The organism is Mesorhizobium escarrei, assembly GCF_935825525.1.
GTDB lineage: Bacteria > Pseudomonadota > Alphaproteobacteria > Rhizobiales > Rhizobiaceae > Mesorhizobium > Mesorhizobium escarrei.
Map to the genome: position 1 here is coordinate 43,990 of NZ_CAKXZT010000186.1, position 22,488 is coordinate 66,477.

Genomic DNA, 22,488 nt, shown 5'->3' on the forward strand with positions numbered 1-22,488 from the left:
TTCTCCCGTCACTATACGGGGAGAAATGCCCGGGAGGGCAATGAGGGGCAGCGCAAACCGCAAGCGATTGCCCCTAAGGGTAAAAGCGCATCCAGCCCGCGAGGCGGATCAGATTTCGCTGCGTCTTCAGGCCGGCGCCTTGTCGCTGACGAAAACGTTCACCTCGCGCGCGGCGGCAATGAAGGCGCGCCTTGCGGTCATCGCCGGTTTGTCGCCCGCCAGCGCATCATGGCAGGCCTGCAGCGCTTCGCGATGCTTGGGACTGCGCTTGCCGGGCCAGTTGTTGAGGAGGTAATCGGAAGCCTCGCGGGCGGTCCGCAAGAGCTGAGTGCCTCCCGCCGCGCCCTTGACGGTCACGGGTGTTTCAAATCGGTTGTTTTCCATCGCCGCTCTTACGCCATCGGCGCTCGCGAAGCGAGGGCGAAAGTGGTTGCCTCGACAATCACGCCGCGACGACGGCGAATTCCCTGGCCCGCAGAACTGGCCGCACAGGACACGACATGCCGCAAGACGCCACCCCTGCCACCCAAGGCGCCCACAACATCCATTGGCGCCGCAATCTCGCCGTGTGCTTTGCCGGCTCGTTCAGCACACTTGTCGCCATGACCTTGCTGTTGCCCTTCCTGCCGCTTTATGTCGAGCAGCTGGGCGCCGAGGGCCACGCGGCTGTTGTGCAGTGGTCCGGCATCGCCTATGGCGCGACCTTCTTCGCCGCCGCGCTGGTCGCGCCGCTGTGGGGACGGCTTGGCGACCGCTACGGCCGCAAGCTGATGCTGGTGCGCGCCAGTTTCGGCATGGCCGTCTGCATGTCGCTGACCGGCATGGTGGAGACCGTCTGGCAATTGGTGCTGCTGCGCCTGCTGATCGGTTTCGCCGGTGGCTATTCCTCGGGCTCGACCATTCTTGTCGCCATGCAGACGCCGAAGGAGCGGTCGGGCTGGGCGCTCGGCGTGCTGTCGGCCGGCATCACCGGCGGCGCTCTCGTCGGTCCCTTGCTCGGCGGCGCGCTGCCGCCTTTGATCGGCATCCGCGCCACCTTCCTGGTCGCCGGCGGCGTCATTTTCCTGGCGTTCCTGGCAACGACTTTTCTCATCAAGGAGAACCCTCGCCCGGCAACCGACAAATCAGCATCGACTGAGAAGCCGAAAGGCGGCTGGTCGCAAATCCCGGACAAGCGCCCGATCGTCGCAATGCTGGTGACCGGCACACTGCTGAGCTTCGCCACCATGTCGATCGAGCCGATCATCGCGGTCTATGTGAAACAGATCATCGAGGACCAAAGCCGGGTCACGCTGGTGTCCGGCGTCGTCATGTCGGCGGCGGCACTTGGCGCCATCCTGTCGGCCTCGCATCTCGGCAAGCTCGCCGACCGCGTCGGTCACTGGAACGTCATCATAGCGGCGCTTGCCGTCTCGGCGCTGCTGCTGATCCCGCAGGCTTTCGTCACCAAGGGCTGGCAGCTCGTCGGCCTGCGTTTCCTGATGGGACTGGCGCTTGGCGGCCTCCTGCCCTGCATCACCAGCGTCATCCGCCACAATGTTCCGGACGGCGTCGGCGGCAATGTGCTCGGTCTGTCGATCTCGGCGCAGTATGTCGGACAGGTTGCCGGCCCGCTGCTCGGCGGCTTCGTCGGCGGTCATTTCGGCATGCGCGCGGTGTTTCTCGGCACATCCGTGCTGATGGCGGGCGGCGCGGCGTATAATTGGCTGGTCCAGTCGCGCCGCGCACGCGACATGCTGGTGCAGGCCGGCAAATCCTGAGACCGTTTGCGGGCCATCACCACTTCACGGAGACCAGAGACATGGACACGGCCGACCACCCAGCAAGCGGCAGCCGCCGCATCCTCGTTTTCACCGGTGGCCTGTGCGGCGCGGCCGGTGTGGCGCTTTCTGCCGCGGCGGCACATCTGGGCGGCGCTTTCGTCGGCACGGTCGCGTCCTTCCTGCTCATGCATGCACCGGTCTTTCTTGCCGTCGGCCTCGGTGGCGCAAACCGGATCATGCGAAGCGCAAGCTTCATCCTTCTTGTCGGACTTGTATTATTCTGCGGCGATCTCCTCGCCCGTGACTTCCTCGGCTCGCGGCTTTTCCCGATGTCGGCGCCGATTGGCGGCACCTTGCTCATCGCCGGCTGGCTGGCGGTTGCGGCCTCGGCGCTGAGGCGCCCGCGCTCCTGAGGCGGCCGGATTCGGCTTCCGCCAAACGACGGTCAGTCAGACGATGGCCACTCTTGCCTGCGTTCTGGCCAGACCGGCAGGTCACGATTGCGTGCCGCCGGCTTGGCCAGGCGCCGCCGCTCCGGCCTGTCGATGGCCGGCGAGATGCCCCAATAGTTGCGATAGATCTCTTCGAACAGATGATTGATCGGGTGCATGGCTAGTTTCCTTTCTCGATTTGAGATTTGAATCGATCCAATCGACAGGCCCGAAAATGCCGTGCCGATCAGCTCCGCTTGCGCTCCACGAGAAAACGCAGATCGCGAATCCACGGGCCGGCGCTGCCACGACGCGTCCGGGTCACCGCCTTCGAAATTATGCTCCAGTCGTTGCGATAGATGTCCTCGAACAGATAGTTGACGGGGTGCATGGCTCGCTCCTTTTCAGATTGGATCGATTCAAACTTATGCCCGGCCCGCGCTGATGTCAAGCAAAATTTGAATCGATCCAACAAAGATGCTAGATAGCAGGCTGGAGGCAGAAAAATGGCGTCATCTACCGAAGGCAATACAAGACCCATCCGGCTGGCCGACATCGCCAAGGCCGCTGGGGTTTCGCACGGCACCGCCTCCAACGTGTTCAGCCGTCCCGAGATCGTGCGCGAGGAAGTCCGCGAACGGGTCAAGGCGGCGGCCGAGGCGATGGGCTATGCCGGTCCCGACCCGAAGGGCCGGCTGCTGCGCGCCGGCAAGGTCAACGCGATCGGCGTCGCCACGACCGAGCCGCTGTCCTATTTCTTCGACGATCCCTTTGCCCGCGCAATGATGGCCGGCATCTCGCAGGCATGCGACGCCACCGGCGCGGGAATAGCGCTGGTATCGGCCGGCAACGAGGAAAAACTTGCCTGGAACATCCAGAGCGCGCTGGTCGACGGCTTCATCCTGTTTTGCATCGAGGGCGGCTCACGGCTTGTCGAACTGACGCGCGAACGCAAACTCCCCTTTGTCGCGCTTGAGCTCGGCTTCGACGACGACACTGTTTCGGCAATCGGCGTCGACAATGTCGCCGGCGCCCGCCTGGCGGCGCAGCATCTCGCCGAGCTCGGCCATCGGCGCTTCGCCGTGCTGGCGCTGCCTTTCGCCGACGGCAGCACCGGCCTTGTCTCGCCGGAGAAGGTCCGGACGGCCCTCTACACCGGCACACGCGATCGCCTCGTCGGCTATTTCGAGGCGTTTTCCCGGTACGGCGTCGATACCGCAGGGATACCGGTATACGAGACCGAAAACGACGAAGCCAGCACAAGGGCCGGCCTCGAGACGATCTTCGCCTCGGCAGAGCCGCCGACCGCCATCGTGGCGATGTCGGACCGGATCGCCATGATCGCGATCGAATGGTTGGCCGCGCGTGGCATTGCGGTTCCCGGCGACGTCTCCGTCGTCGGCTTCGACGGCGTGCCCGACGCCGCAATTTGCGATCCTCCGCTGACCACGGTCGCGCAGCCGATCGCCGAGATCGGCCGCCGGGCGGCGCGATCGATCCTCGATTTCGACGGCACGGTGCGGCGCGAGACGCTTGGCGTCGAGCTTGTCGTCAGGGCATCTTCGGGATCTCCGCCCAAGACAGCCTGAGCCCGACGCTATCGATTCATGCCTGCCGCCATGCCGCCCATCCCGAAGGATGCATGGACCGGCGGCGCCTCGCTGCGGACCGGCTTGCTGCTGCCGCCAATAGCCGCCAGCCATTCGAGATAATAGGCGAGCGCGAACTGCATGGCGATGCCTGCGGCGATCAGCAGGCTGTCATAGGCAAATCCACCCGGGTTGATCAACTTCATCACCTGCGCCGCCATGGCGATCAGCGTGCCGGCGATGAAAACCGGCAGCGATCGCTTGCCCAATATGGCGAGCGGATGGTCGCGGCTGGTGCGGAACAGGTTGGAGACAGAAGGAAACGCCACGATCAGATAGCTCACCGCCAGGATGTGCAGCAGCCTCGGCAGCGACAGGAAGGTCTTGTCGAAGCCGGTCAGCACCACCGGCAGGTTCAGCCACGACACGTGCCCCCATAGCGGGCTGTGCACCCAGACCAACGCCGTCGCGACATAGACCACCGACGCGCCGACCAGCCAGCGATTGAGCGGAATGGCGCCGCCGCGCCTGATGTGCAGCATGCTCGCCAGGCCGATGTTGAAGAGGAACTGCCACGACAGCGGATTGAGGAACCAGAAGCCGGGCTCCGGATAATTAGGCGGAGCGATCTGGTAGATCCCGGCAACCAGCCACAGAGTTCCGGACACGGCGAGCGCCATGCAAGGCCGGTAGCTGATGAACAGCAGGAAGGTTGGCGCCATCAGCAGCAGCACCGCATAGACCGGCAGGATATTGTTGTAGCCAAGCTGATGGCCAAGCGTGACGATGCCGATCAGCGCTTGTTGCGGGTCCCTGATCAACGGCTCGATGTTGATCAGGGTCAGCATGTCCGGCCGTTTCGCGAACATCGCCGCCGCGCAGAAGATGGCCACCACCGCCATCGTCATGACAATGTGCGCGACATAGAGCACTCCGGCGCGGCGCCACAATTTCAGTGTCGCCAGGAGCCGGTCTCCGGACTGGAATTTTGAGCCGTAGGCGAGCGCGACGGACATGCCGGAGATCAGCACGAAGGCCTCGGCGGCATCCGAAAAGCCGAAATTCTTGTAGGTCAGGGTTTCGAAAACTGTGCCAGGCACATGGTCGACAAATATGATCAGCAGCGCGAGAGCGCGGAACACATCAATGCGCGTATCGCGATCCGGGATATGCGTGCCGCGATCCGGGATACGCGTATCGCGATCCGGTGAAATTGGCATGGTCATCGATAAAAGGCCTCAAAGCTGGTTGTTCATGCCGCGATCGATGCGACCGCCGGACGCACCGCTTCGATTCCTCCCGCAGGAGCATATCGGCAAACAAACGGACTGAAATGCGCCCGGTTCGATCAACTTTGAAGGAGCCCGAAAATATTCCGTTTTGAAGCCGGCAAATGATTAAAAATCACACGAAATCAAAAGGATGCAATATGGCCGAAAAACCTCCGGAAGACGGCTTTTTGCGGCGCGACCTGCCGTTTTTGTACCGCCTTTATCGACCGGTGAATGCGAGCGGCGAATGCCTTTTTCTGCTGCATGGATCCGGTGTCGACGAGACGACGCTGGTGGCGCTGGGGCGGCAAATCGCGCCGCGCGCCGTGCTGGTGGCGGTGCGTGGCCGCCTCGCCCAGGAGGACGGTTTCCGCTGGTTCGCGCGGATCACGCCGACGCGCTTCGAAGAGGAGAGCATCCGCACCGAGGCGGACGCTTTCGCCGGCTTCATCACCGCGGCCGCGAAGCGCCATGGTCTCAATCTCGCCAGGACGATTTTCCTCGGCTATTCGAACGGCGCCAACCTGGTTTCGAGCGTGATGCTGCTCCATTCCGGCCTCATCGAACGGGCAGCGTTGCTGCGCCCGATGCCGGTGCTCGACGACGTCCCCCCGGCCGATCTGTCCAAAGCGCGCGTGCTGATCATCGCCGGCGCAGATGATCTGACCTACGCGCCCTTCGCGCCGGCGTTGGTCGCATTGCTCGAATCACACGGCGCCGAGGTCGACGCCCACACCATCGCCTCCGGTCATGAAATCGGCGATCGGGATGCTGAAATCATCAGGCAATGGCTGGCCGGCGCAACGGTCGCACGGGCCGGTTGAGCATTAACGCCTTCGGGCGGACAGCATTCGCATATATGGCCCCGCGAGGCCCTTCCATTGTCCACAGCGCCGACATATGTCTGTCGAACTGACTGTCTATCGAGATACTGTTCACGTGAGGGGGAGGTCTGCATGGCCGACAAGAACAGCATCACTGTGCTCGACGATACCTCGAAGCAGCCGGCAATCGCGGCCAATCCATCCGATGTTGCAAGAATAGAGAGCACGATCGATGTTCGCGATCGTGCGGCGATCTCGGTCTATGGCGACCGCGCCCAGCAGGCGGTCAGCGACTATGCCGACAAGATCCTCGGCCAGTTACGTAATCGCGATCTCGGCGACACCGGCGAGCTTTTGACCGACATCATCATGAAGGCCAAGAACCTCGATCCGGCCTCGCTCAAAGACCAGGGGTTCTTGAGCGGTCTGTTCAGCTCCTTCAAAGCAAGACTTGAACGCTTCAAGGAAAAATACGAGGACGTTGCCGGGCAGATCGACCGCATCGGCCTGGAGCTCGACCGCCACAAGGATACGCTAAGGCGCGACATTGCCGTGCTCGACGATCTGCACGAGCAGACCAAGGTATCGATTGTTAAGCTCGACGCCTATGTGCAGGCCGGCAAGAAGTTCATCGAAGACTTCCGCGCCAACGAACTGCCCAAGCTGAAGACGGCGGCGGACGCAGCCGGCGGCGATGTCGGTGGCACGCTGGAAGCCCAAACCTATCAGGACACCGTCCAGGCGTTGGACCGGTTGGAAAAACGCATCTTCTACCTGGTGCAGGCGCGCCAGCTCGGTATCCAGCAATTGCCGCAGATCCACATTGTCCAGTCCGGCGACGAGACGTTGATCGAGAACCTGCAGGCGACCTCGGCACTGACCGTTCCGGCATGGAAGCAGAAGATGGTCATCCTGCTCGGCCTGACCAACCAGAAGTCGGCGCTTGAACTGCAAAAGACCGTGACCGACGCCACCAATGAAATGATCCGCCAGACGTCCAAGATGATGAAGGATCAGGCCATCTCCATCGAAGAGCAGGCGCAGCGGGGCATCGTCGATGTCGAAACACTGGCGCAGGCGAACCGCGATCTCATCGATACGGTGCAAGGCGTGCTCAAGGTCCAGCAGGAGGGCCGCCAGAAACGGGCCGACGCCGAAAAACAGATGGACCAGATGACCGTCGATCTGAAGAAAGCGCTGACTCAAGCCTAGAGAGCTTTATGCCGAAGACGCTGACGTCCGTTCTGCTCTTGGCTTTCTCGGTGTTGCTGTCGGCGTGCAACGCCAGCAACGTCAAATTCTCCATCGTTTCCGGTTCCGAAAACACCGTATTGGAGCCGATCGTCCAGGAGTTCTGCAGCAAGCAGGACGCATCTTGCACCTTCGCCTATGAAGGGTCGCTCGACATCGGGCTTGGCCTGCAAAAGCCTGGCGGAGTCGACCAGGATGCGGTCTGGCCGGCTTCGAGCGTTTGGGTGGATCTGTTCGATTCCGGCCGCAAGGTGCGCAATCTCACTTCGATCGCGCAGATGCCGGTCATTCTGGGCGTGCGCAAATCCAAGGCGGCCGAACTCGGCTGGGTCAGCAAGCAGGTTTTCATGAAGGACATCCATGCCGCGGTGAAGGCCGGCAAGCTCAAATTCCTGATGACCTCGGCGACGCAGTCCAATTCCGGCGCCAGCGCCTATCTCGCCATGCTATCCAGCGCGCTTGGCGGCAAGGAAGTGATCGAGCCCGGCGATCTCGACAAGCCTGATGTACGCGAGGCGGTTGGCGCCCTGCTGCAAGGCGTCGAGCGCTCGTCCGGCTCGTCCGGCTGGCTGGCCGACCTCTATATCGATTCCGCGAGCCAGGGCACGGTCTACGATGCGATGTGGAATTACGAGGCGACGCTGAAAGAGACCAACGACAAGCTCAAGCAGATGAGCAAGGAGCCGCTATATGCCGTCTATCCGGCCGACGGTGTTGCCGTCGGGGACTCGCCGCTTGGCTTCATCGATCACGGACGCGGCGCGGATATCGAAAAATTCTTCACCGACCTGCTCGCCTATCTGCAGTCGGACGCGGTGCGCAAACGCATCGCCGACACCGGCAGGCGGCTGCCGCTCGGCGGCCCAGCGATCCAGGCGACGGCCGAGCCGGACTGGAACTTCGATCCGGGCAGATTGGTGACGTCGATCCGCATGCCCGAGCCCGCGGTGATCCGCAATGCGCTCGACCTCTACCAGCAGGCCTTGCGCAAGCCGTCGCTGACCGCGCTCTGCTTCGACTTCTCCGGCTCCATGGAGGACCAGGGCGAAAAGCAGCTGCAGGCGGCCGCGCAGTTCCTGTTCACGCCGGAAAAGGCCAGCGAAGTGCTGGTGCAATGGACGCCATCGGACCATATCTTCGTGCTGCCTTTCGACAGCGCCGTTCGCGACAATTTCGAGGCGAGCGGCGATCCGGCCGGCCAGAGCCGACTGTTGGCGGCGGTCGCGGAGCAGCACGCCGGCGGCGGCACCGACATGTATGCCTGCGCCGAGCAGGCGCTGCAGAAAATCACGGCGACGGCCGATCTGTCGAAATATCTGCCGGCCATCGTCATCATGACAGACGGCCGCACCGACGGCGGCGCCGAGATGTTCCTCAACCAGTGGCGGAATGCGCCGGTGCGCGTGCCGGTGTTCGGCATCACCTTCGGCGACGCCGACAAGAGCCAGCTCGACAGCCTCGCCAAGGCAACGTCGGCACGGGTCTTCGATGGCAGCGGCGATCTTGCCGGCGCCTTCCGCGCCGCCCGCGGCTACAATTAGGCTACTGCATGCGCGGCTTGTTCGGCAACGACTGGAACTGGATCGCGGCAGGTGCGGTATCGGCCGCGTTGCTGCTGGGCTTGAGCTTCCTGACTCACTTTCCATTCCTGGTGTCGGCCATCATCTCCGTGCTGGTCTTTGCCGGGCTGGTGTTCGTGCTGGCGCCGCGCCAATTGTTCGAAGGACTCGATCTGCGCTCGCTCAGCGGCAGCAAGGTGGCGTTCGCGCGCGAGCTTCTGGCGCAGGCGCAACCGGCGGCCGACAGGCTCGCGGCGGCGGCCCGCTCGATCTCGGACAAGGACATGCAAGCCAAGGTGAAAAACCTGTCCGACATAGCCGCCGACGTGATCTCCAGGGTGGAAGCCAAGCCCGAGAGCGCGCCGGCCGTGCGGCGTTTTCTGACCTACTATGTGCCGCAAGCAGCGGAAGTCGCGGAAGGTTATGCAACGCTGGCAAACCGGCGTACGCCCAGCCAGGTGCGGCTGGCCAGCGTCGGTGCCGTGATCACCAAGCTCCAGGACGCTTTCGTGCATTATGCGGACAGTCTGGCCGACTCCGAGCTTGGCACGCTCGACGTCTACCTGCGACTCATACAGGAGTCGTTGAAAGAGGATATCGGTCGCTGATGGCCATTTCGCGCCGCGCTTTCGGATTGGGTCTGCTCGGTGCCGCCGCTGCCGGAACCGGCGGCTATCTGACGCTCAAAGATCGCCCGGAGTTCAGGGGCTATCTCGGCAACAGAGCGCATCTGTTCGGCTTCATCGGCGGTGAGAAGCAGGCGTTCCTGGCCGACCCCGACGTCGTTCGTGCGCTCGGTGGCTATGGCCTGCAACTCGATGCACGCGTCGCCGGCTCCGTCGAGATGGTGCGGGAATCGGCACTGCTGTCGCAAAAGCCGCAATTCCTTTGGCCGTCATCGTCGATCATGGTCGATCTGGCGCGCAAGAGCGGCGTGGCGATCCGCAACGATCAGGTCGTGCTCAACTCGCCGATCGTTGTCTACACATGGGGGCCGGTGGTCGAAAGTCTGAAAAAGAACGGGCTGGTGAGCGTCGCCGCCAAGGGCGGCTACAATCAGCTCGATCTCAAGGCGCTGCTTGACGCTGTGCTCGCCGGCAAAACGTGGTCGGCTCTGGGCGTCGACGAACTCTACGGCCGGGCTCGCATCGTCTCCACGGACCCCAATCGTTCCAACTCCGGCTTCATGTTCGCCGGGCTGGTGCTCAGCCTGATGAGCGGCGACGTGGCGACGCAGGAATTACTCGCCCAGCATGGCGATCAAGCGAAGGCGCTTTTCCGCAGCATGGGGCTGAAGTCGTCCTCGTCGGGAAAGCTGTTCGACCAGTATATCGCCGGCGGGCTCGGCGCCGAGCCGATGGCGGTGGGCTATGAAAACCAGCTGGTGGAATGGGCGCTTGCCGATCCGGCGCGCTGGCAAAGGGTGCAGGCCGGCACCGGGGCGAAGCCCGAAATGCTCTATCCCCGGCCGACCGTCTATTCGGCGCACCCGCTGATCGTCATCGATCCGGCGGTGGACACGGTGCTTGGGGCCCTGACCAGCCCGCAGTTGCAGGAACTGGCCTGGTCGAAGCACGGTTTTCGCGGGCCGCTCGGCACCGTCGCCGCCGGCAGCGGCACGATCGCAGGCGTGCGGCCGGCCGAAATCGAGGCGGTGCTGCCGATGCCTTCGGCCGACGTGATGCTGGCGCTGCTCGCCCAGATGGAGGGTTAGTGGTTAACTTCGCCCCATCCGGTTCCAGGCATCCAGCCCGGCGATCTTGTAGGCTTCGGCCAGCGTCGGATAGTTGAAGGTGTTGTTGACGAAAAAATCGACGGTGCCACCGAGATTGATCACCGCCTGGCCGATGTGGATCAGTTCGGTCGCGCCCTCGCCGACGATGTGCGCGCCGAGCAGCCGGCGCGTTTCGATCGAGAACAGAAGCTTCAGGAAGCCGGTGTTGACGCCCATGATATGGCCGCGCGAGGTTTCGCGGAAGCGCGCCACGCCGACCTCATACGCGCCGCCGCTCTCGCGCACCTGCTCCTCGGACTGGCCGACGGTCGAGATTTCCGGCACGGCGTAGATGCCGTAGGGAAAGGTTTCCGGCGGCGGCGGCAACGGCACGCCGAAGGCGTGGCAGGCGGCCACCCTGCCCTGTTCCATCGAGGTCGATGCGAGGCTCGGAAAGCCGATGACGTCGCCGGCGGCATAGATGTTCGGCGCGGTGGTCCGGAAGGTCTGCGGGTCGACCTTGATGCGGCCCCGGGAGTCGGCCTCGATGCCGACTACATCGAGGCCGAGCGCGCCGACATTGCCGGTGCGCCCCGCCGCATAAAGCACCATCTCCGAGCGTATGCTGCGGCCGTCGGCCAGCGTCACCTCGGCATAGTCGGGTTTCGAGGCGATCTCCTTGATCGCACTGCCGAGCCGGATCGTCATGCCGCGGTCGCGCATCTGATGGATGAAATCGTCGACGATCTCGCGGTCGACGAAATCGAGGATGGTGTCGCGCGGCTCGACCAGCGTCACCGGCACGTCGAGCGCCGAAAAGATCGTCGCGTATTCAACGCCGATGACCCCGGCGCCGATCACCGTCAGCGTCCGCGGCAGGCGCTCGAGTTCCAACATCTCGTCGCTGTCGAAGACACGGGACTTATCGAAGGGCACGTCGCGCGGCCGGTGCGGGCGGGTGCCGACAGCGATCAGCGCATGCGCAAAACCGACTTCGCTGTAGTTGCCGGTATCCGTCGTCAGGCTGGCTCTGTTGGGACCGAGAAACTTGACTGTGGCGCGCGCGCTCTTGACCGTGTTGCGCATGAACTGGTGCTGCAGCACCTCAACCTCGTGATCGAGCGTCTTGTGCAGGCGCTCGATCAGATCGCCGACCGATATATCCTGCTTGACCCGGTAGCCACGCCCGTAGAAGCCGCGCTCGCGCCAGCCCGAGAGGTTGAGCACGGTTTCCCGCAGGGTCTTCGACGGAATGGTGCCGGTATGGACGGACACGCCGCCAAGGCGCCGGCCCCTGTCGGCCACCAGCACGGATTTACCGAGCTTGGCCGACTGCACCGCGGCGCGGCGCCCGGAAGGCCCGCTGCCGATGACCAGCATGTCGTAGTCCATGTCGCGCCGTCCCCTCGCGCATAACCCCGAAAACTGGTTTCGGCTTTCGGAGTCATGCGCCGATTGAAAGTGCTAGAGCGTTTTTGCGCGTCCAAAAGGACGCGCGGCGCTCTAGGCGCGCTTTGTGCGCTGCAGCAAACTAACGTCATCCGGGCTGTAAATTCAACCGATTCAGGCTTACATTCGGCGCTGCCTCCAGTCGCAGGCCGAAAAAAGGCTTGATCTTGATTCCGCCGCAGGACTTCACCATTTCAACATCAGGCGGCCCGCACCCTGGCCTGGGCGAGATTGACGAGGAAATGACATGAACGCGCGCGTTCTCGACGGCGAAATCACCACCAGCAGGCTCGATGATGCCAGGGCCTATGATGGCGTGCGCACGCGGCGTGTCCTCGCCTTCATCATCGATTATTGCATCGTCGCGCTGCTCACCATTCCGTTCGCGATCCTGGTGTTCTTCCTCGGGGTTTTGACGCTAGGCCTTGGCTGGATGCTGTTTTCCGTCCTCGTGCCGGCCGTCGCCATCCTCTACATCTGGAACACGCTCGGCAGCGCCGACCAGGCCACGACAGGCATGAAGATGATGGGGATCCGGCTCGACCGTCTGGACGGCACCCGCATCGACGGGCTGACGGCAGTGGTGCATTCGGTGCTGTTCTGGGCCGGCAACGTCATCCTGACGCCGCTGGTCCTTCTGGTGTCGCTGTTTGCCGACCGCAAGCGCACGCTGCACGACCTGCTGCTCGGCACGGTGGTCAGCCGCAGTGACCGCTGAAACAGCTTTTCACCAGTCCCCGCGAGCATTTATGTGCAAAGTGAAGGCGTCCGATAGCCACGCTTTCACAATCCTGTTGAATTTTTCGCCGTGCGCGCCAAAGGTATGATGATTCGCAGGAGTGTTTCCAAGGTTCGATGACGCAGCATCCAACCCAGTCGCCGCAGTTCTTCCTGACCGCGCCGTCGCCATGCCCGTATCTTGAGGGCCAGTTCGAGCGCAAGGTGTTCACGCATCTGGTCGGCGACAAGGCATCGGAGATGAACGACCTGTTGACGCAAGGCGGCTTCCGGCGATCGCAGAACATCGCCTATCGGCCGGCCTGCGAGACCTGCCGCGCCTGCGTTTCGGTGCGCATCCTGGCCCAGGAATTCACTGCCAGCCGCAATATGAAGCGGGTGATACAGCACAATTCAGACCTCATCGGCGCGATGCACGACGCGCAACCGTCGACCGAACAGTATTCGCTGTTCCGCTGCTATCTCGATGCCCGCCATCGCCGCGGCGGCATGTCCGACATGACGGTGCTCGACTACGCCATGATGGTCGAGGACACGCATGTCGACACCAAGGTCATCGAATACCGGCGCCGCGGCCCCGACAGCTTCATCACCGGCAAGGGCCAGGGCGAGCTGATCGCAGTCGCCCTCACCGACAAGATGGCCGATGGCCTGTCGATGGTTTATTCCTACTTCAATCCGGACTTCGAGGACCGCTCGCTCGGCACCTTCATGATCCTCGATCACATCGCTCGCGCCAGGGCGATGGGCTTGCCCCATGTCTACCTCGGCTACTGGGTCAACGGCTCGCGCAAGATGAACTATAAGATGCGCTTCATGCCGCAGGAGCATCTCGGCCCGAAAGGCTGGGAACGCTACGACCACGAAGCGGTTTCGCGCTGATCCGCTCCTTCGCCAATCATCCTTAAAACTGCTTCATGGAGGAACTGGTTTTCGGCTGCTTGGCTGAAACGCCAGAGCTGGGCCAATTTTGCCTGCCTCCAGGTTCATTGCGAGAACTGCCATGTCGTCCAACAACGATCACCAGAAGGGTCTTTTCATCACCGCCATCGGCGGGCTGACGCTGACCATCGACATTCCACTGATCCGGCTCGCCGACGGCGGCGCATGGACGATCGTCCTGCTGCGCACCGGCACCACCTTGGTCGCGGCGCTGATCATCTGGGCTGTGTGGCGTTCGCTGAGCCGGAACGCGCCGCAGCTCATCCCCGGCTGGTCGGGGCTCGTCGTCGCCATATGCTATGGGCTGACCTCGGTCACCTTCGTCACCAGCATCTATTACACCACGACCGCCAATCTGGTCTTCATCCTGGCCTTCAACACCGTGTTCGCGGCGCTGCTGTCCTGGCTGTTCCTGAAGGAGCGGCCGCGACTGGTCACCGTGATGGCGATGCTGGTCATGATCGTCGGCGTGGCGATTATTGTCGGCGATTCGATCGGCACCGGCCACCTGTTCGGTGACCTCATGGCGCTGTGCTCGGCTTTCTTCATTGCGCTGGCCATCACCATCTCGCGCGCCAGCGGCAAGGACATGGGGTTCACTTCGCTGATCGGCGTGATCCTGCCCCTGGTCGTGGCGGTGTTCATGGTTTCAGGCGAAGGGTTCCAGGTAAACGCGCCATGGTGGATCATCTTCAACGGCGCCGTCATCATGCCGATCTCGTTCTTCTGCCTCGCCAACGGACCGAAATATATTTCGGGACCGGAAGTTGCGATGTTCTATCTGCTCGAAACCGTGCTGGCGCCGGTCTGGATGTGGATGATTTTTGCCGAGATGCCGTCGCGCAACAGCCTGATCGGCGGCGCGATCCTGATCGTCACGCTGGTCGCCCATTCGCTATGGCAGCTGCATGAGGGGCGAAAGCGCCGCGCCACCCTTGCCGTCCGTCACCCGGCCTGAGACTTCTTCTCGGCAACGATTTCGATCTGCGGCGGCGCCCCTTCGAGTTCCGCCGGTGCTGCGGGGGCAAGCTCGTCGGCCAATTCCACCTCGCGCAGCCATTCGCGCCAGATCGCGACCAGCAACGCCATCAGCACCGGACCGATGAACAGGCCAAGAAAGCCCATCGTCTTGACGCCGCCGATCAGGCCGAAAAAGGTCGGCAGGAACGGCAGCTTTATCGGGCCGCCGACCAGCTTCGGGCGCAATGTCTTGTCGACGATGAACAGTTCGACGCTTCCCCAGATGAACAGCGCCAAACCGGCCATCGGCGAGCCACTGGCGGCGAGATAGATCGAAACAAGCGTGAAGGACAGCGGTGCGCCGCCGGGGATCAGCGCCATGATGCCGGTCAGGGCGCCGAGCGTCACCGGCGACGGCACGCCGGCCAGCCAGTAGGCCACGCCCAGCACCACCCCCTCGCCGATGGCGATAATGGTCATGCCGGTCACCGTCGAGGAAATCGTCGCCGGCACGACGCGTGAAATCCGCTCCCACCTGGTCGGCAGGATGCGTTCGCCGAGACGGTCGACCTGCCCGGCGAAATGCTCACCGTCGCGGTAAGCAAAGAACAGCGCGATCATCATGAACAGCAGCGCCAGCAGAAGGCCGAAGGCGCTGCCGCCGGCGGCCAGCACGCCGCGATAGATGCTGCCGATGTTGGCGCCGCTGATCAGCTGGATCAGTTCGCCGATGCCGCCGGGATGGCCGAGATTGCGCGTCCACTGCTCGTTCAGCCAGTCGCCGACCACAGGCAGCGTAGCGATCCAGTGCGGCGTCACCGCGCCATGGCGGTTGGTCTCGATCGCCCAGCCAACCCATTCGCGGACTTCGTTGCTGGCGTAGGCGCCGGCGAGCGCGATCGGCACCACCAGGAAGGTCAGGATGAACAGGATCGCCAATGTCGCGGCGACCGTGCGGTTGCCGCCGACGGCAGCAAGCAACCGCCGATAGAGCGGCCAGCTGGCAAAGGCGATGACCAGAGCAGCCAGCACCGGGACCAGGAAACCATGAAAGAAATAGACCCCGGCGGCGACGATCAGCACCAGAAGCCACCGCGCCGCCGACAGCGGCGGAATGACCGCGGATCTAACCGGCGTCGACAGGCCGAACAGGCGCTGCTGCCCTTCCGGTTTCCGAACCCTGGTTTCCTTCAAGTGCCCATTTCTCCCAAACGCGTGTATCCGCGCTCTATGTAGCGATGCTTATGCACCATCATAGTGCAGCAATCGTGACGACATTCCAAATGCTGCTAATCTCCCCCCTCGAGGGGGAGATGTCGCCGAAGGCGACAGAGGGGGTCGGAACGTTCAGACGCGACCCCTTACCATGAACAAAGGAGGCTGGCGCTTCATGCGCGGCGACCCCCTCTGGCCTGCCGGCCATCTCCCCCCAAGTGTCCTCAAGGGGGGAGATTACCTACCCAAACTTCCCCGTCCTCGGGAATCCCTTTGGCACCATGCGTCCGGCGGAGGCTCGAGCACCAGTCCATTCGACCAGCTCTTCACGTGATTTGGTGAAGGTGCGGTCGGCAGAATCCTGCCAGGAGAGACCCTCCGCGAGCGTGAAGGTCTTGAGGTCGAGGACGCCGCCATCCTTGTATTTCTGCAGGCGTACGCCCTTGCCGCGACCCATCTCAGGGATCTCGGCCAGCGGGAAGACCAGCATCTTGCGGTTCTCACCGACAATAGCGAGATGGTCGCCGGCGACCGGCATGCAGCGCTGGGCCTCGTCGGGCGCCTTGACGTTCATCACCTGCTTGCCCTTGCGGGTGTTGGCGACGACTTCCTCTTCCGGCACGACAAAACCATTGCCGTCGTGCGACACTAACAGCAGCTTGCGCTTGGGATCATGGACAAAGGCGGTGACGATGTCCTGGTCGTTGTCCATGTCGACGATGATGCGGATCGGTTCGCCATGGCCGCGCCCGCCCGGCAGCCGGTCGGCGCCGATCGTGTAGAACTTGCCGCCGGTGGTGAAGACCAGCACCTTATCGGTGGTCTGGGCGTGGAAGGCGAGCTTGAGGCTGTCACCCTCCTTGAAGGTCAGCAGCGAATGGTCGGTCAGGTGACCTTTCATCGCCCTGAGCCAGCCCTTTTCCGAAACGACCACGGTGACCGGCTCGCGCTCGATCATGGCATGGGCGATATCGGTCAGGTCATGTTCGGGGGCGTCGGCGAACTGGGTCCGGCGCTTGCCGAGCGCGGTCTCCGGTCCGAATTTCTCGCGGATGCTGGAGACTTCCCACTTGATCGTCGACCACTGCCTGGCGTCTGACGCAAGCAGCGCCTCGATCTGCTTTTTCTCGGTGGTGAGACCGTCGAATTCCTTGCGGATCTCGAATTCTTCGAGCTTGCGCAGGGCGCGCAGCCGCATGTTGAGGATGGCTTCGGCCTGGTTGTCGGTGAGCGACCAGCGCGCCATCATCACTTGCTTGGGCTCGTCCTCCTCGCGGATGATCCTGATCACCTCGTCGATGTTGAGATAGGCGATCAGATAGCCGGCGAGGATCTCCAGCCGCCTTTCGATCTCGCCGAGGCGATGCCTGGAGCGGCGGATCAGCACCTCGCGGCGGTGCTCCAGCCATTCCTTGAGCACGCCTTTCAGCGACAGCACGTTGGGTATCTTGCCGCGCGACAGGACGTTCATGTTGAGTGGAAAGCGGCTTTCGAGCTCGGTCAGCTTGAACAGCGATTCCATCAGGATGCCGGGATCGACCGAACGGCTCTTCGGCACCAGCACGACGCGGACGTCTTCGGCACTCTCGTCGCGGATGTCCTCGAGCAGCGGCAATTTGCGCGCCATCAGCAGCTCGGCGATCTTTTCGATCAGCCGCGCCTTCTGGACGCCATAGGGGATTTCGGTGACGACGATGCTCCAGGTGCCCCTGCCCTGGTCCTCCTGGCTCCATTTCGCCCTGACGCGGAAACCACCGCGACCAGTTTCGTAGGCTTCGAGGATCGAAGCGCGGCTGTCGACGATGATGCCGCCGGTCGGGAAATCCGGACCTTGGACGAAATCCATCAACGTCGTCACCGGCGCATCCGGATGCTCGATCAGATGCAGGGCAGCGTCGCAGAGCTCGGCGGCATTGTGCGGCGGGATCGAGGTCGCCATGCCGACGGCAATGCCGGACGAGCCGTTGGCGAGCAGGTTGGGGAAGGCGCCGGGCAACACGACCGGCTCCTCGTCCTCCTCATTGTAGGTCGGCCGGTAGTCGACCGCATTCTCGGTGATGCCCGACAGCAGCTCGGTCGCCACGTCGGTCATGCGCGCTTCGGTGTAGCGCATGGCGGCGGCGTTATCGCCGTCGATATTGCCGAAATTGCCCTGGCCGTCGACCAGCGGATAGCGCATCGAAAAATCCTGCGCCAGCCGCACCAGTGCGTCGTAGATCGACTGGTCGCCATGCGGATGGAACTTGCCCATCACCTCGCCGACGATGCGGGCGCATTTGGCGAAGCCCTGGTCGGGGTTGAGCCTGAGCAACCGCATGGCATGCATGATGCGGCGATGGACCGGCTTCAGCCCGTCGCGCACATCCGGCAGCGCCCGGTGCATGATTGTCGACAGCGCATAGGCGAGATAGCGCTCTTCCAGCGCTTTCTTCAGATCGACCGGCTCGATGTTGTCGCCACCGCCATCGCCAGGCGGCAAAAGCCTTTTTCCCATGGGCTGGGACTAGCCGAGCGGGTGATTCGCGGCAAGAGGCGCTTGAATGGGCCAGCCTCTTGCGCAACACGAACTGGACGCACTGCTGCGCCGACCAACATCAATCGGTTACATCCCGGCTCTAAGGCAAATGGATCGGATTTGCCTTTCGCCGTGATTTTCGACCATTGTGCGGGAGAACGCCTTTTTCCCGTCCAGTTCGTCACGGAAGGGTGACGGCGCAACGAATTGAAAAGACAATCTTCAGGACAACTCTCAGGGAACTGCAATGACGATCAGACGCTCGACACTCAACAAACTCGCCTTTTCGACCTTGCTGCTGACGCTGCCGCTGAACGCTGCGTTCGCGCAGGATGCGGCGGTCGCCGACCGGCTGAAGGCGGCTCTCGCCGCCCAGGGCGTCGACATCTCCTGGACCGGGGTGACGGGCGATGCCTCCAGCATGGTGCTGCAAGGCGTAGCCCTCAAACCGGCGGCCGAAAAGGAAGCGCTCAAGATCGGCGACATCAAACTCGAAGGCGTGAGCGAAGCCAATGGCGGTTATAAAATCGAAACCGTCTCGACTTCGGCATTCCAGCACAGCGAAAACGGCGTCACGCTCGACCTCAGCCCGTTTATCATCCACGACATGACCGTTCCGGCCGACGGCGCCACAGGCCCGCTGGGTTCAATGATGATGTATGAATCGGCCGAACTCGACAACATGACGGTCAAGGTCGCCGACAAGACCGCCTTCTCGATGGACGGGCTCGCCATCGAAATCACCCCGCCGGCCGACGGCAAGGCGATGGCGTTTTCCGGCACCACGGAAAAGTTCAATGCCGACCTGACGCTGGTCGAGGACCCGAAGTCCAAGGAGGTGATCAACGCGCTCGGTTACCAGAATATCACCGGAAACCTTGCCATGGAGGGCACCTGGCAGCCTGCGGACGGCAAGATGGAGCTGTCGAAATACGACATCGCCGTCGACAATGCCGGAACGCTCGGCATGACCTTCGGTTTCGGCGGCTACACGCTTGACGTCATCAAGTCGCTGCAGGAGATGCAGAAGAAGATGGCGGCGCAGCCCGAAGGCGCCGACAATTCGGCGCAAGGCATGGCCATGCTTGGCGTCTTGCAGCAGCTTTCGTTCAACAGCGCTTCGATCCGCTTCGACGACGATTCGCTGACCAACAAGGTGCTGGACTATGTCGGCAAGCAGCAAGGCATGTCCGGCAAGGACGTCGCCAACCAGGCCAAGGCGGTCGTGCCTTTCGGCATGGCGCAGCTCAACAATCCTGAATTGACAGCGCAGGTGTCGGCTGCGGTCGGCAAATATCTCGATGATCCGCAAAGCATCGAGATCCTGGCCGAGCCCCCGACAGCGGTGCCGTTCGCACTGATCATGGCGGGCGCCATGTCCAACCCGGCGGATCTGACGAAGACTCTGGGCGTGACGGTCAAGGCGAACGAAGACTGATTGGAGCGGGCCTGGGAGCGTCAGCGCCGCCCCTCATTTGTGACAGTGTCTTTCTCCCCGTCACTATACGGGGAGAAATGCCCGGTCCACCCTCCGCAGCTGCAGCGCAGCTGCTGCGGAGGACGGGCAGGGCAATGATGGCCAGCGCAAACCGACAGCGTTTAGAGCCTGTTGCGGGAGGTTTTTAACCCTCTTTCTTGGTCACCGCGATGCGCAGCGACAATTCACGAAGCTGCTGCGGGCTGGCTTCCGACGGCGCGCTCATCAACAGATCATAAGCCTGCTGGTTCATCGGGAACATCGTCACTTCACGCAGGTTCCTGGCACCGACCAGCAGCATGACGACGCGGTCGATGCCGGCCGCCATGCCGCCATGCGGCGGTGCGCCGTACTGGAAGGCGCGGTAAAGGCCACCGAAGCGCTCCTCGACCGTCTCGCGATTGAGCCCGACAGTCTCGAATGCCTTGACCATGGTTTCCGGCAAATGGTTGCGGATGCCTCCGCTAGCGATCTCGAAACCGTTGCAGACCATGTCATACTGGAACGCCTTGATGCCGAGCAGATCCTCGCCGTTGAGCGCATCGATGCCGCCCTGCGGCATCGAGAACGGGTTGTGGGCGAAATCGATCTTTTTCTCGTCCTCGTTCCATTCGAAGAAGGGAAAGTCGACGATCCAGCATAGTTCGAATCGGTCGCGATCGACGAGGTTCAGCTCCTCGCCGGCGCGGGTGCGCGCCGCGCCCGCGAACGAGACGAATTTTTTCGGGTCGCCGGCGACGAAAAAGGCGGCGTCGCCATCGGCAAGCCCGAGCTGGAGGCGGATCGCCTCGGTGCGCTCCTCGCCGATGTTCTTGGCGAGTGGACCGGCGCCTTCGAGCTTCTCACCCTCCTTGCGCCAGAAGATGTAGCCGAGACCGGGCTGGCCCTCGCCTTGCGCCCAGGAATTCATGCGGTCGCAGAAAGCGCGCGAACCGCCGGTCCTGGCCGGAATGGCCCAGACCTCGGCCTTCGGGTCGTTGGCAAGGATGTTGGCGAACACCTTGAAGCCGGACTCGCGGAAATGATCGGAGACCGCCTGCATCTCGATCGGGTTGCGCAGGTCGGGCTTGTCGGTGCCGTATTTGCGCATGGCGACATCATAGGCGATGCGCGGAAACTCCTGCGTCACCGGCTTGCCGGCGGCAAAGGTCTCGAACACGCCCCGCATCACCGGCTCCATGGTCGCCAGAACGTCGTCCTGCTCGACGAAGCTCATCTCCAGGTCGAGTTGGTAGAATTCGCCCGGCAGGCGGTCGGCGCGCGGGTCCTCGTCGCGGAAGCAAGGCGCGATCTGGAAGTAACGGTCGAAGCCCGACACCATGATCAATTGCTTGTATATCTGCGGCGCCTGCGGCAGCGCGTAGAAGGTGCCGGGATGGATACGTGACGGCACCAGGAAATCACGCGCCCCTTCGGGCGACGAAGCGGTCAGGATCGGCGTCGAGAATTCGGTGAAGCCGACCTCGCCCATGCGCTTGCGCATCTCGGCGATGATCTTCGTGCGCGCCACGATGTTCTTGTGCAGCGTGTCGCGGCGCAAATCGAGGAAGCGGTATTTGAGGCGGATGTCCTCGGGATAGTCCGGCTCGCCGAACACCGGCAGCGGCAATTCCCTGGCCGCCGACAGGACTTCGATCTCGCGCGCGAAAACCTCGATTTCGCCGGTCGGCAAATTGGCGTTCGCGGTCTCGGCCAGACGGGCCTTGACCTCGCCGTCGACGCGGATGACCCATTCGCCGCGCACCGTCTCGGCAATCTTGAAAGCCGGCGAATCCGGGTCGGCGACAATCTGGGTCAGGCCATAGTGGTCGCGCAAATCGATGAACAGCAGGCCGCCATGGTCGCGCACGCGATGCACCCAGCCCGACAGGCGAACGGAAGAGCCGACGTCGCTCTTCCTCAACTGGGCACAGGTGTGGCTGCGGTAACGATGCATTGTCATTGGTAGGTCCGGATGTTTGATTGCGGCCAAGGCATGATGGCCCGGCCCGAAAATTTGCGCGAAAAGCACATGAGCGGCCGGCTTTGTCAAGGCAGGCGGCGCCCGGGCAGCATCTTGATTCTGCATTCGTCCGAGGCTGTGTGAAAACTCCACACCACAGTCAGAGTGTGGAATTTCCTCTTCTTGACCGTGATTAGGGTGGTCGAGCCGTGTACAATGGCCGTCACATTGACGGGAGGACTACCGTGCGCATCCGCACATTGACTGTCCTGATGACGCTGCTTGTTGGCATCTGCGCATTTGCACACGCCCAGACAAAGCCGATGTCAATCGAGGTGTTTCCTTTCGAATTGGAAGACAAGAGCGCTGGTGCAGGAATAATTCCGCCGGATGAACACGATAGGCGCTATCTGTCCGAGTCCGCACAAATGGCGAAGGACATGCTCTCCCAGTCCGGGCGTTTTACAGTGGTTGACGTGCCCACGAGTGATATGCAGGCGGCTGCTCCGCATGGGTTGCGCAATTGCGGGGGCTGTGAAAGCAAAATCGCCAAAGAGCACGGCGCGTCTCTTGCCTTGCTAGGCATCGTAACGCGCGTCAACCGAACAGAGCATACGATGTTCATTCGCATCCTCGACGCTGAAACCGGGAAACCTGTTTCGCAGGGCTTTACCGATCTTCGCATGGGTGCGAATTACGCGTGGCCCCGTTCCGTGAAATGGCTGATGACAAACAGAATTCTTCGGTAGGGCGGCAAGCCACCCGAGTGCGCCATCGGCAGCGCGAAAGATTGCCCCCAGCTAACATCAAACTGAGACATTAATAGCCGGCGCTGGCCTGCTAACCGC

At 62.7% G+C, this 22,488-nt stretch carries 21 protein-coding genes; 13 read left to right on the forward strand and 8 right to left on the reverse strand.

The window, feature by feature from the left end:
- Positions 1 to 126: 126 nt before the first annotated feature.
- Positions 127 to 384 (reverse strand): DUF982 domain-containing protein, encoded by a 258-nt coding sequence (locus NMG80_RS35775; RefSeq protein WP_254025030.1) that lies wholly within the window; start codon positions 382 to 384, stop codon positions 127 to 129.
- Positions 385 to 500: 116 nt separating this feature from the next.
- Here NMG80_RS35775 and NMG80_RS35780 point away from each other — a divergent pair, with 116 nt between their 5' ends.
- Together NMG80_RS35780 and NMG80_RS35785 are read left to right on the forward strand one after the other, a co-directional pair.
- Entirely contained in the window at positions 501 to 1,760 is a 1,260-nt protein-coding gene (locus NMG80_RS35780) for a multidrug efflux MFS transporter (RefSeq protein WP_254022499.1), read from the forward strand.
- A 41-nt stretch (positions 1,761 to 1,801) separates the two neighbouring features.
- On the forward strand, positions 1,802 to 2,176 hold the full coding sequence (locus tag NMG80_RS35785; protein WP_254022500.1) for a DUF423 domain-containing protein: 375 nt from the start codon (positions 1,802 to 1,804) through the stop codon (positions 2,174 to 2,176).
- Between the two features lie 32 nt (positions 2,177 to 2,208).
- Here NMG80_RS35785 and NMG80_RS35790 read toward each other — a convergent pair whose 3' ends face one another.
- Positions 2,209 to 2,373 (reverse strand): hypothetical protein, encoded by a 165-nt coding sequence (locus NMG80_RS35790; RefSeq protein WP_254022501.1) that lies wholly within the window; start codon positions 2,371 to 2,373, stop codon positions 2,209 to 2,211.
- A gap of 68 nt (positions 2,374 to 2,441) precedes the next feature.
- Entirely contained in the window at positions 2,442 to 2,585 is a 144-nt protein-coding gene (locus NMG80_RS35795; RefSeq protein ID WP_254022502.1) for a hypothetical protein, read from the reverse strand.
- 115 nt (positions 2,586 to 2,700) lie between these two features.
- Here NMG80_RS35795 and NMG80_RS35800 point away from each other — a divergent pair, with 115 nt between their 5' ends.
- The gene (locus tag NMG80_RS35800; protein WP_254022503.1) at positions 2,701 to 3,783 is read left to right on the forward strand and encodes a LacI family DNA-binding transcriptional regulator; all 1,083 of its coding nucleotides are present in this window, start codon (positions 2,701 to 2,703) and stop codon (positions 3,781 to 3,783) included.
- An 8-nt stretch (positions 3,784 to 3,791) separates the two neighbouring features.
- Here NMG80_RS35800 and NMG80_RS35805 read toward each other — a convergent pair whose 3' ends face one another.
- On the reverse strand, positions 3,792 to 5,009 hold the full coding sequence (locus NMG80_RS35805) for an OpgC family protein (protein WP_254022504.1): 1,218 nt from the start codon (positions 5,007 to 5,009) through the stop codon (positions 3,792 to 3,794).
- Positions 5,010 to 5,212: 203 nt separating this feature from the next.
- Between NMG80_RS35805 and NMG80_RS35810 the strand changes: the two genes are divergently transcribed.
- The 5 genes from NMG80_RS35810 to NMG80_RS35830 all read left to right on the forward strand — a co-directional run bounded on the left by NMG80_RS35810 (position 5,213) and on the right by NMG80_RS35830 (position 10,402).
- Positions 5,213 to 5,878, forward strand: coding sequence for an alpha/beta hydrolase (locus NMG80_RS35810; protein ID WP_254022505.1), 666 nt, complete (start codon positions 5,213 to 5,215; stop codon positions 5,876 to 5,878).
- Positions 5,879 to 6,010: 132 nt separating this feature from the next.
- Positions 6,011 to 7,090, forward strand: coding sequence for a toxic anion resistance protein (locus NMG80_RS35815; protein ID WP_254022506.1), 1,080 nt, complete (start codon positions 6,011 to 6,013; stop codon positions 7,088 to 7,090).
- An 8-nt stretch (positions 7,091 to 7,098) separates the two neighbouring features.
- Positions 7,099 to 8,670, forward strand: a complete 1,572-nt coding sequence (locus NMG80_RS35820) for a VWA domain-containing protein (protein ID WP_254022507.1) — start codon at positions 7,099 to 7,101, stop codon at positions 8,668 to 8,670.
- An 8-nt stretch (positions 8,671 to 8,678) separates the two neighbouring features.
- Positions 8,679 to 9,296 (forward strand): 5-bromo-4-chloroindolyl phosphate hydrolysis family protein, encoded by a 618-nt coding sequence (locus NMG80_RS35825; RefSeq protein ID WP_254022508.1) that lies wholly within the window; start codon positions 8,679 to 8,681, stop codon positions 9,294 to 9,296.
- Positions 9,296 to 10,402, forward strand: a complete 1,107-nt coding sequence (locus NMG80_RS35830; RefSeq protein ID WP_254022509.1) for a substrate-binding domain-containing protein — start codon at positions 9,296 to 9,298, stop codon at positions 10,400 to 10,402. Before NMG80_RS35825 ends, NMG80_RS35830 begins: the two co-directional genes overlap by 1 nt.
- Before the next feature lie 3 nt (positions 10,403 to 10,405).
- On the opposite strand, the gene sthA is transcribed toward NMG80_RS35830, so the two are convergent.
- Positions 10,406 to 11,794 carry a Si-specific NAD(P)(+) transhydrogenase gene (sthA, locus tag NMG80_RS35835; protein WP_254022510.1) on the reverse strand — a complete coding sequence of 463 codons (1,389 nt, stop codon included), beginning with the start codon at positions 11,792 to 11,794 and terminating at the stop codon, positions 10,406 to 10,408.
- Positions 11,795 to 12,098: 304 nt separating this feature from the next.
- Here sthA and NMG80_RS35840 point away from each other — a divergent pair, with 304 nt between their 5' ends.
- The 3 genes from NMG80_RS35840 (at position 12,099) to NMG80_RS35850 (ending at position 14,489) form a co-directional block, all read left to right on the forward strand.
- On the forward strand, positions 12,099 to 12,569 hold the full coding sequence (locus NMG80_RS35840) for an RDD family protein (protein WP_254022511.1): 471 nt from the start codon (positions 12,099 to 12,101) through the stop codon (positions 12,567 to 12,569).
- A 137-nt stretch (positions 12,570 to 12,706) separates the two neighbouring features.
- A complete protein-coding gene (locus NMG80_RS35845) occupies positions 12,707 to 13,471 on the forward strand; it encodes an arginyltransferase (RefSeq protein WP_254022512.1) in 765 nt (254 codons plus the stop codon).
- Positions 13,472 to 13,592: 121 nt separating this feature from the next.
- Positions 13,593 to 14,489 carry a DMT family transporter gene (locus NMG80_RS35850; protein WP_254022513.1) on the forward strand — a complete coding sequence of 299 codons (897 nt, stop codon included), beginning with the start codon at positions 13,593 to 13,595 and terminating at the stop codon, positions 14,487 to 14,489.
- Here NMG80_RS35850 and NMG80_RS35855 read toward each other — a convergent pair.
- Both NMG80_RS35855 and parC read right to left on the reverse strand, forming a co-directional pair.
- The gene (locus NMG80_RS35855; protein WP_254022514.1) at positions 14,477 to 15,685 is read right to left on the reverse strand and encodes an AI-2E family transporter; all 1,209 of its coding nucleotides are present in this window, start codon (positions 15,683 to 15,685) and stop codon (positions 14,477 to 14,479) included. The two genes, NMG80_RS35850 and NMG80_RS35855, sit on opposite strands and share 13 nt — an antisense overlap.
- A 262-nt stretch (positions 15,686 to 15,947) precedes the next feature.
- Entirely contained in the window at positions 15,948 to 18,200 is a 2,253-nt protein-coding gene (parC, locus tag NMG80_RS35860) for a DNA topoisomerase IV subunit A (RefSeq protein WP_254022515.1), read from the reverse strand.
- A 268-nt stretch (positions 18,201 to 18,468) separates the two neighbouring features.
- Between parC and NMG80_RS35865 the strand changes: the two genes are divergently transcribed.
- Positions 18,469 to 19,659, forward strand: coding sequence for an aq_1923 C-terminal domain (locus tag NMG80_RS35865; protein WP_254022516.1), 1,191 nt, complete (start codon positions 18,469 to 18,471; stop codon positions 19,657 to 19,659).
- 184 nt (positions 19,660 to 19,843) lie between these two features.
- Here the strand turns inward: NMG80_RS35865 and aspS are convergent, their stop codons facing one another.
- Positions 19,844 to 21,634, reverse strand: a complete 1,791-nt coding sequence (gene aspS, locus NMG80_RS35870) for an aspartate--tRNA ligase (RefSeq protein WP_254022525.1) — start codon at positions 21,632 to 21,634, stop codon at positions 19,844 to 19,846.
- 251 nt (positions 21,635 to 21,885) lie between these two features.
- Here aspS and NMG80_RS35875 point away from each other — a divergent pair, with 251 nt between their 5' ends.
- A complete protein-coding gene (locus tag NMG80_RS35875; protein ID WP_254022517.1) occupies positions 21,886 to 22,389 on the forward strand; it encodes a DUF3280 domain-containing protein in 504 nt (167 codons plus the stop codon).
- The last annotated feature ends 99 nt before the right edge of the window (positions 22,390 to 22,488 follow it).

Bases quoted from the DNA above. Each gene is read 5' to 3' on its own strand.
- NMG80_RS35775 (WP_254025030.1), bottom strand. From the start codon at position 384: ATGGAAAACAACCGATTTGAAACACCCGTGACCGTCAAGGGCGCGGCG.
- NMG80_RS35780 (WP_254022499.1), top strand. From the start codon at position 501: ATGCCGCAAGACGCCACCCCTGCCACCCAAGGCGCCCACAACATCCAT.
- NMG80_RS35785 (WP_254022500.1), top strand. From the start codon at position 1,802: ATGGACACGGCCGACCACCCAGCAAGCGGCAGCCGCCGCATCCTCGTT.
- NMG80_RS35790 (WP_254022501.1), bottom strand. From the start codon at position 2,373: ATGCACCCGATCAATCATCTGTTCGAAGAGATCTATCGCAACTATTGG.
- NMG80_RS35795 (WP_254022502.1), bottom strand. From the start codon at position 2,585: ATGCACCCCGTCAACTATCTGTTCGAGGACATCTATCGCAACGACTGG.
- NMG80_RS35800 (WP_254022503.1), top strand. From the start codon at position 2,701: ATGGCGTCATCTACCGAAGGCAATACAAGACCCATCCGGCTGGCCGAC.
- NMG80_RS35805 (WP_254022504.1), bottom strand. From the start codon at position 5,009: ATGACCATGCCAATTTCACCGGATCGCGATACGCGTATCCCGGATCGC.
- NMG80_RS35810 (WP_254022505.1), top strand. From the start codon at position 5,213: ATGGCCGAAAAACCTCCGGAAGACGGCTTTTTGCGGCGCGACCTGCCG.
- NMG80_RS35815 (WP_254022506.1), top strand. From the start codon at position 6,011: ATGGCCGACAAGAACAGCATCACTGTGCTCGACGATACCTCGAAGCAG.
- NMG80_RS35820 (WP_254022507.1), top strand. From the start codon at position 7,099: ATGCCGAAGACGCTGACGTCCGTTCTGCTCTTGGCTTTCTCGGTGTTG.
- NMG80_RS35825 (WP_254022508.1), top strand. From the start codon at position 8,679: ATGCGCGGCTTGTTCGGCAACGACTGGAACTGGATCGCGGCAGGTGCG.
- NMG80_RS35830 (WP_254022509.1), top strand. From the start codon at position 9,296: ATGGCCATTTCGCGCCGCGCTTTCGGATTGGGTCTGCTCGGTGCCGCC.
- sthA (WP_254022510.1), bottom strand. From the start codon at position 11,794: ATGGACTACGACATGCTGGTCATCGGCAGCGGGCCTTCCGGGCGCCGC.
- NMG80_RS35840 (WP_254022511.1), top strand. From the start codon at position 12,099: ATGAACGCGCGCGTTCTCGACGGCGAAATCACCACCAGCAGGCTCGAT.
- NMG80_RS35845 (WP_254022512.1), top strand. From the start codon at position 12,707: ATGACGCAGCATCCAACCCAGTCGCCGCAGTTCTTCCTGACCGCGCCG.
- NMG80_RS35850 (WP_254022513.1), top strand. From the start codon at position 13,593: ATGTCGTCCAACAACGATCACCAGAAGGGTCTTTTCATCACCGCCATC.
- parC (WP_254022515.1), bottom strand. From the start codon at position 18,200: ATGGGAAAAAGGCTTTTGCCGCCTGGCGATGGCGGTGGCGACAACATC.
- NMG80_RS35865 (WP_254022516.1), top strand. From the start codon at position 18,469: ATGACGATCAGACGCTCGACACTCAACAAACTCGCCTTTTCGACCTTG.
- aspS (WP_254022525.1), bottom strand. From the start codon at position 21,634: ATGCATCGTTACCGCAGCCACACCTGTGCCCAGTTGAGGAAGAGCGAC.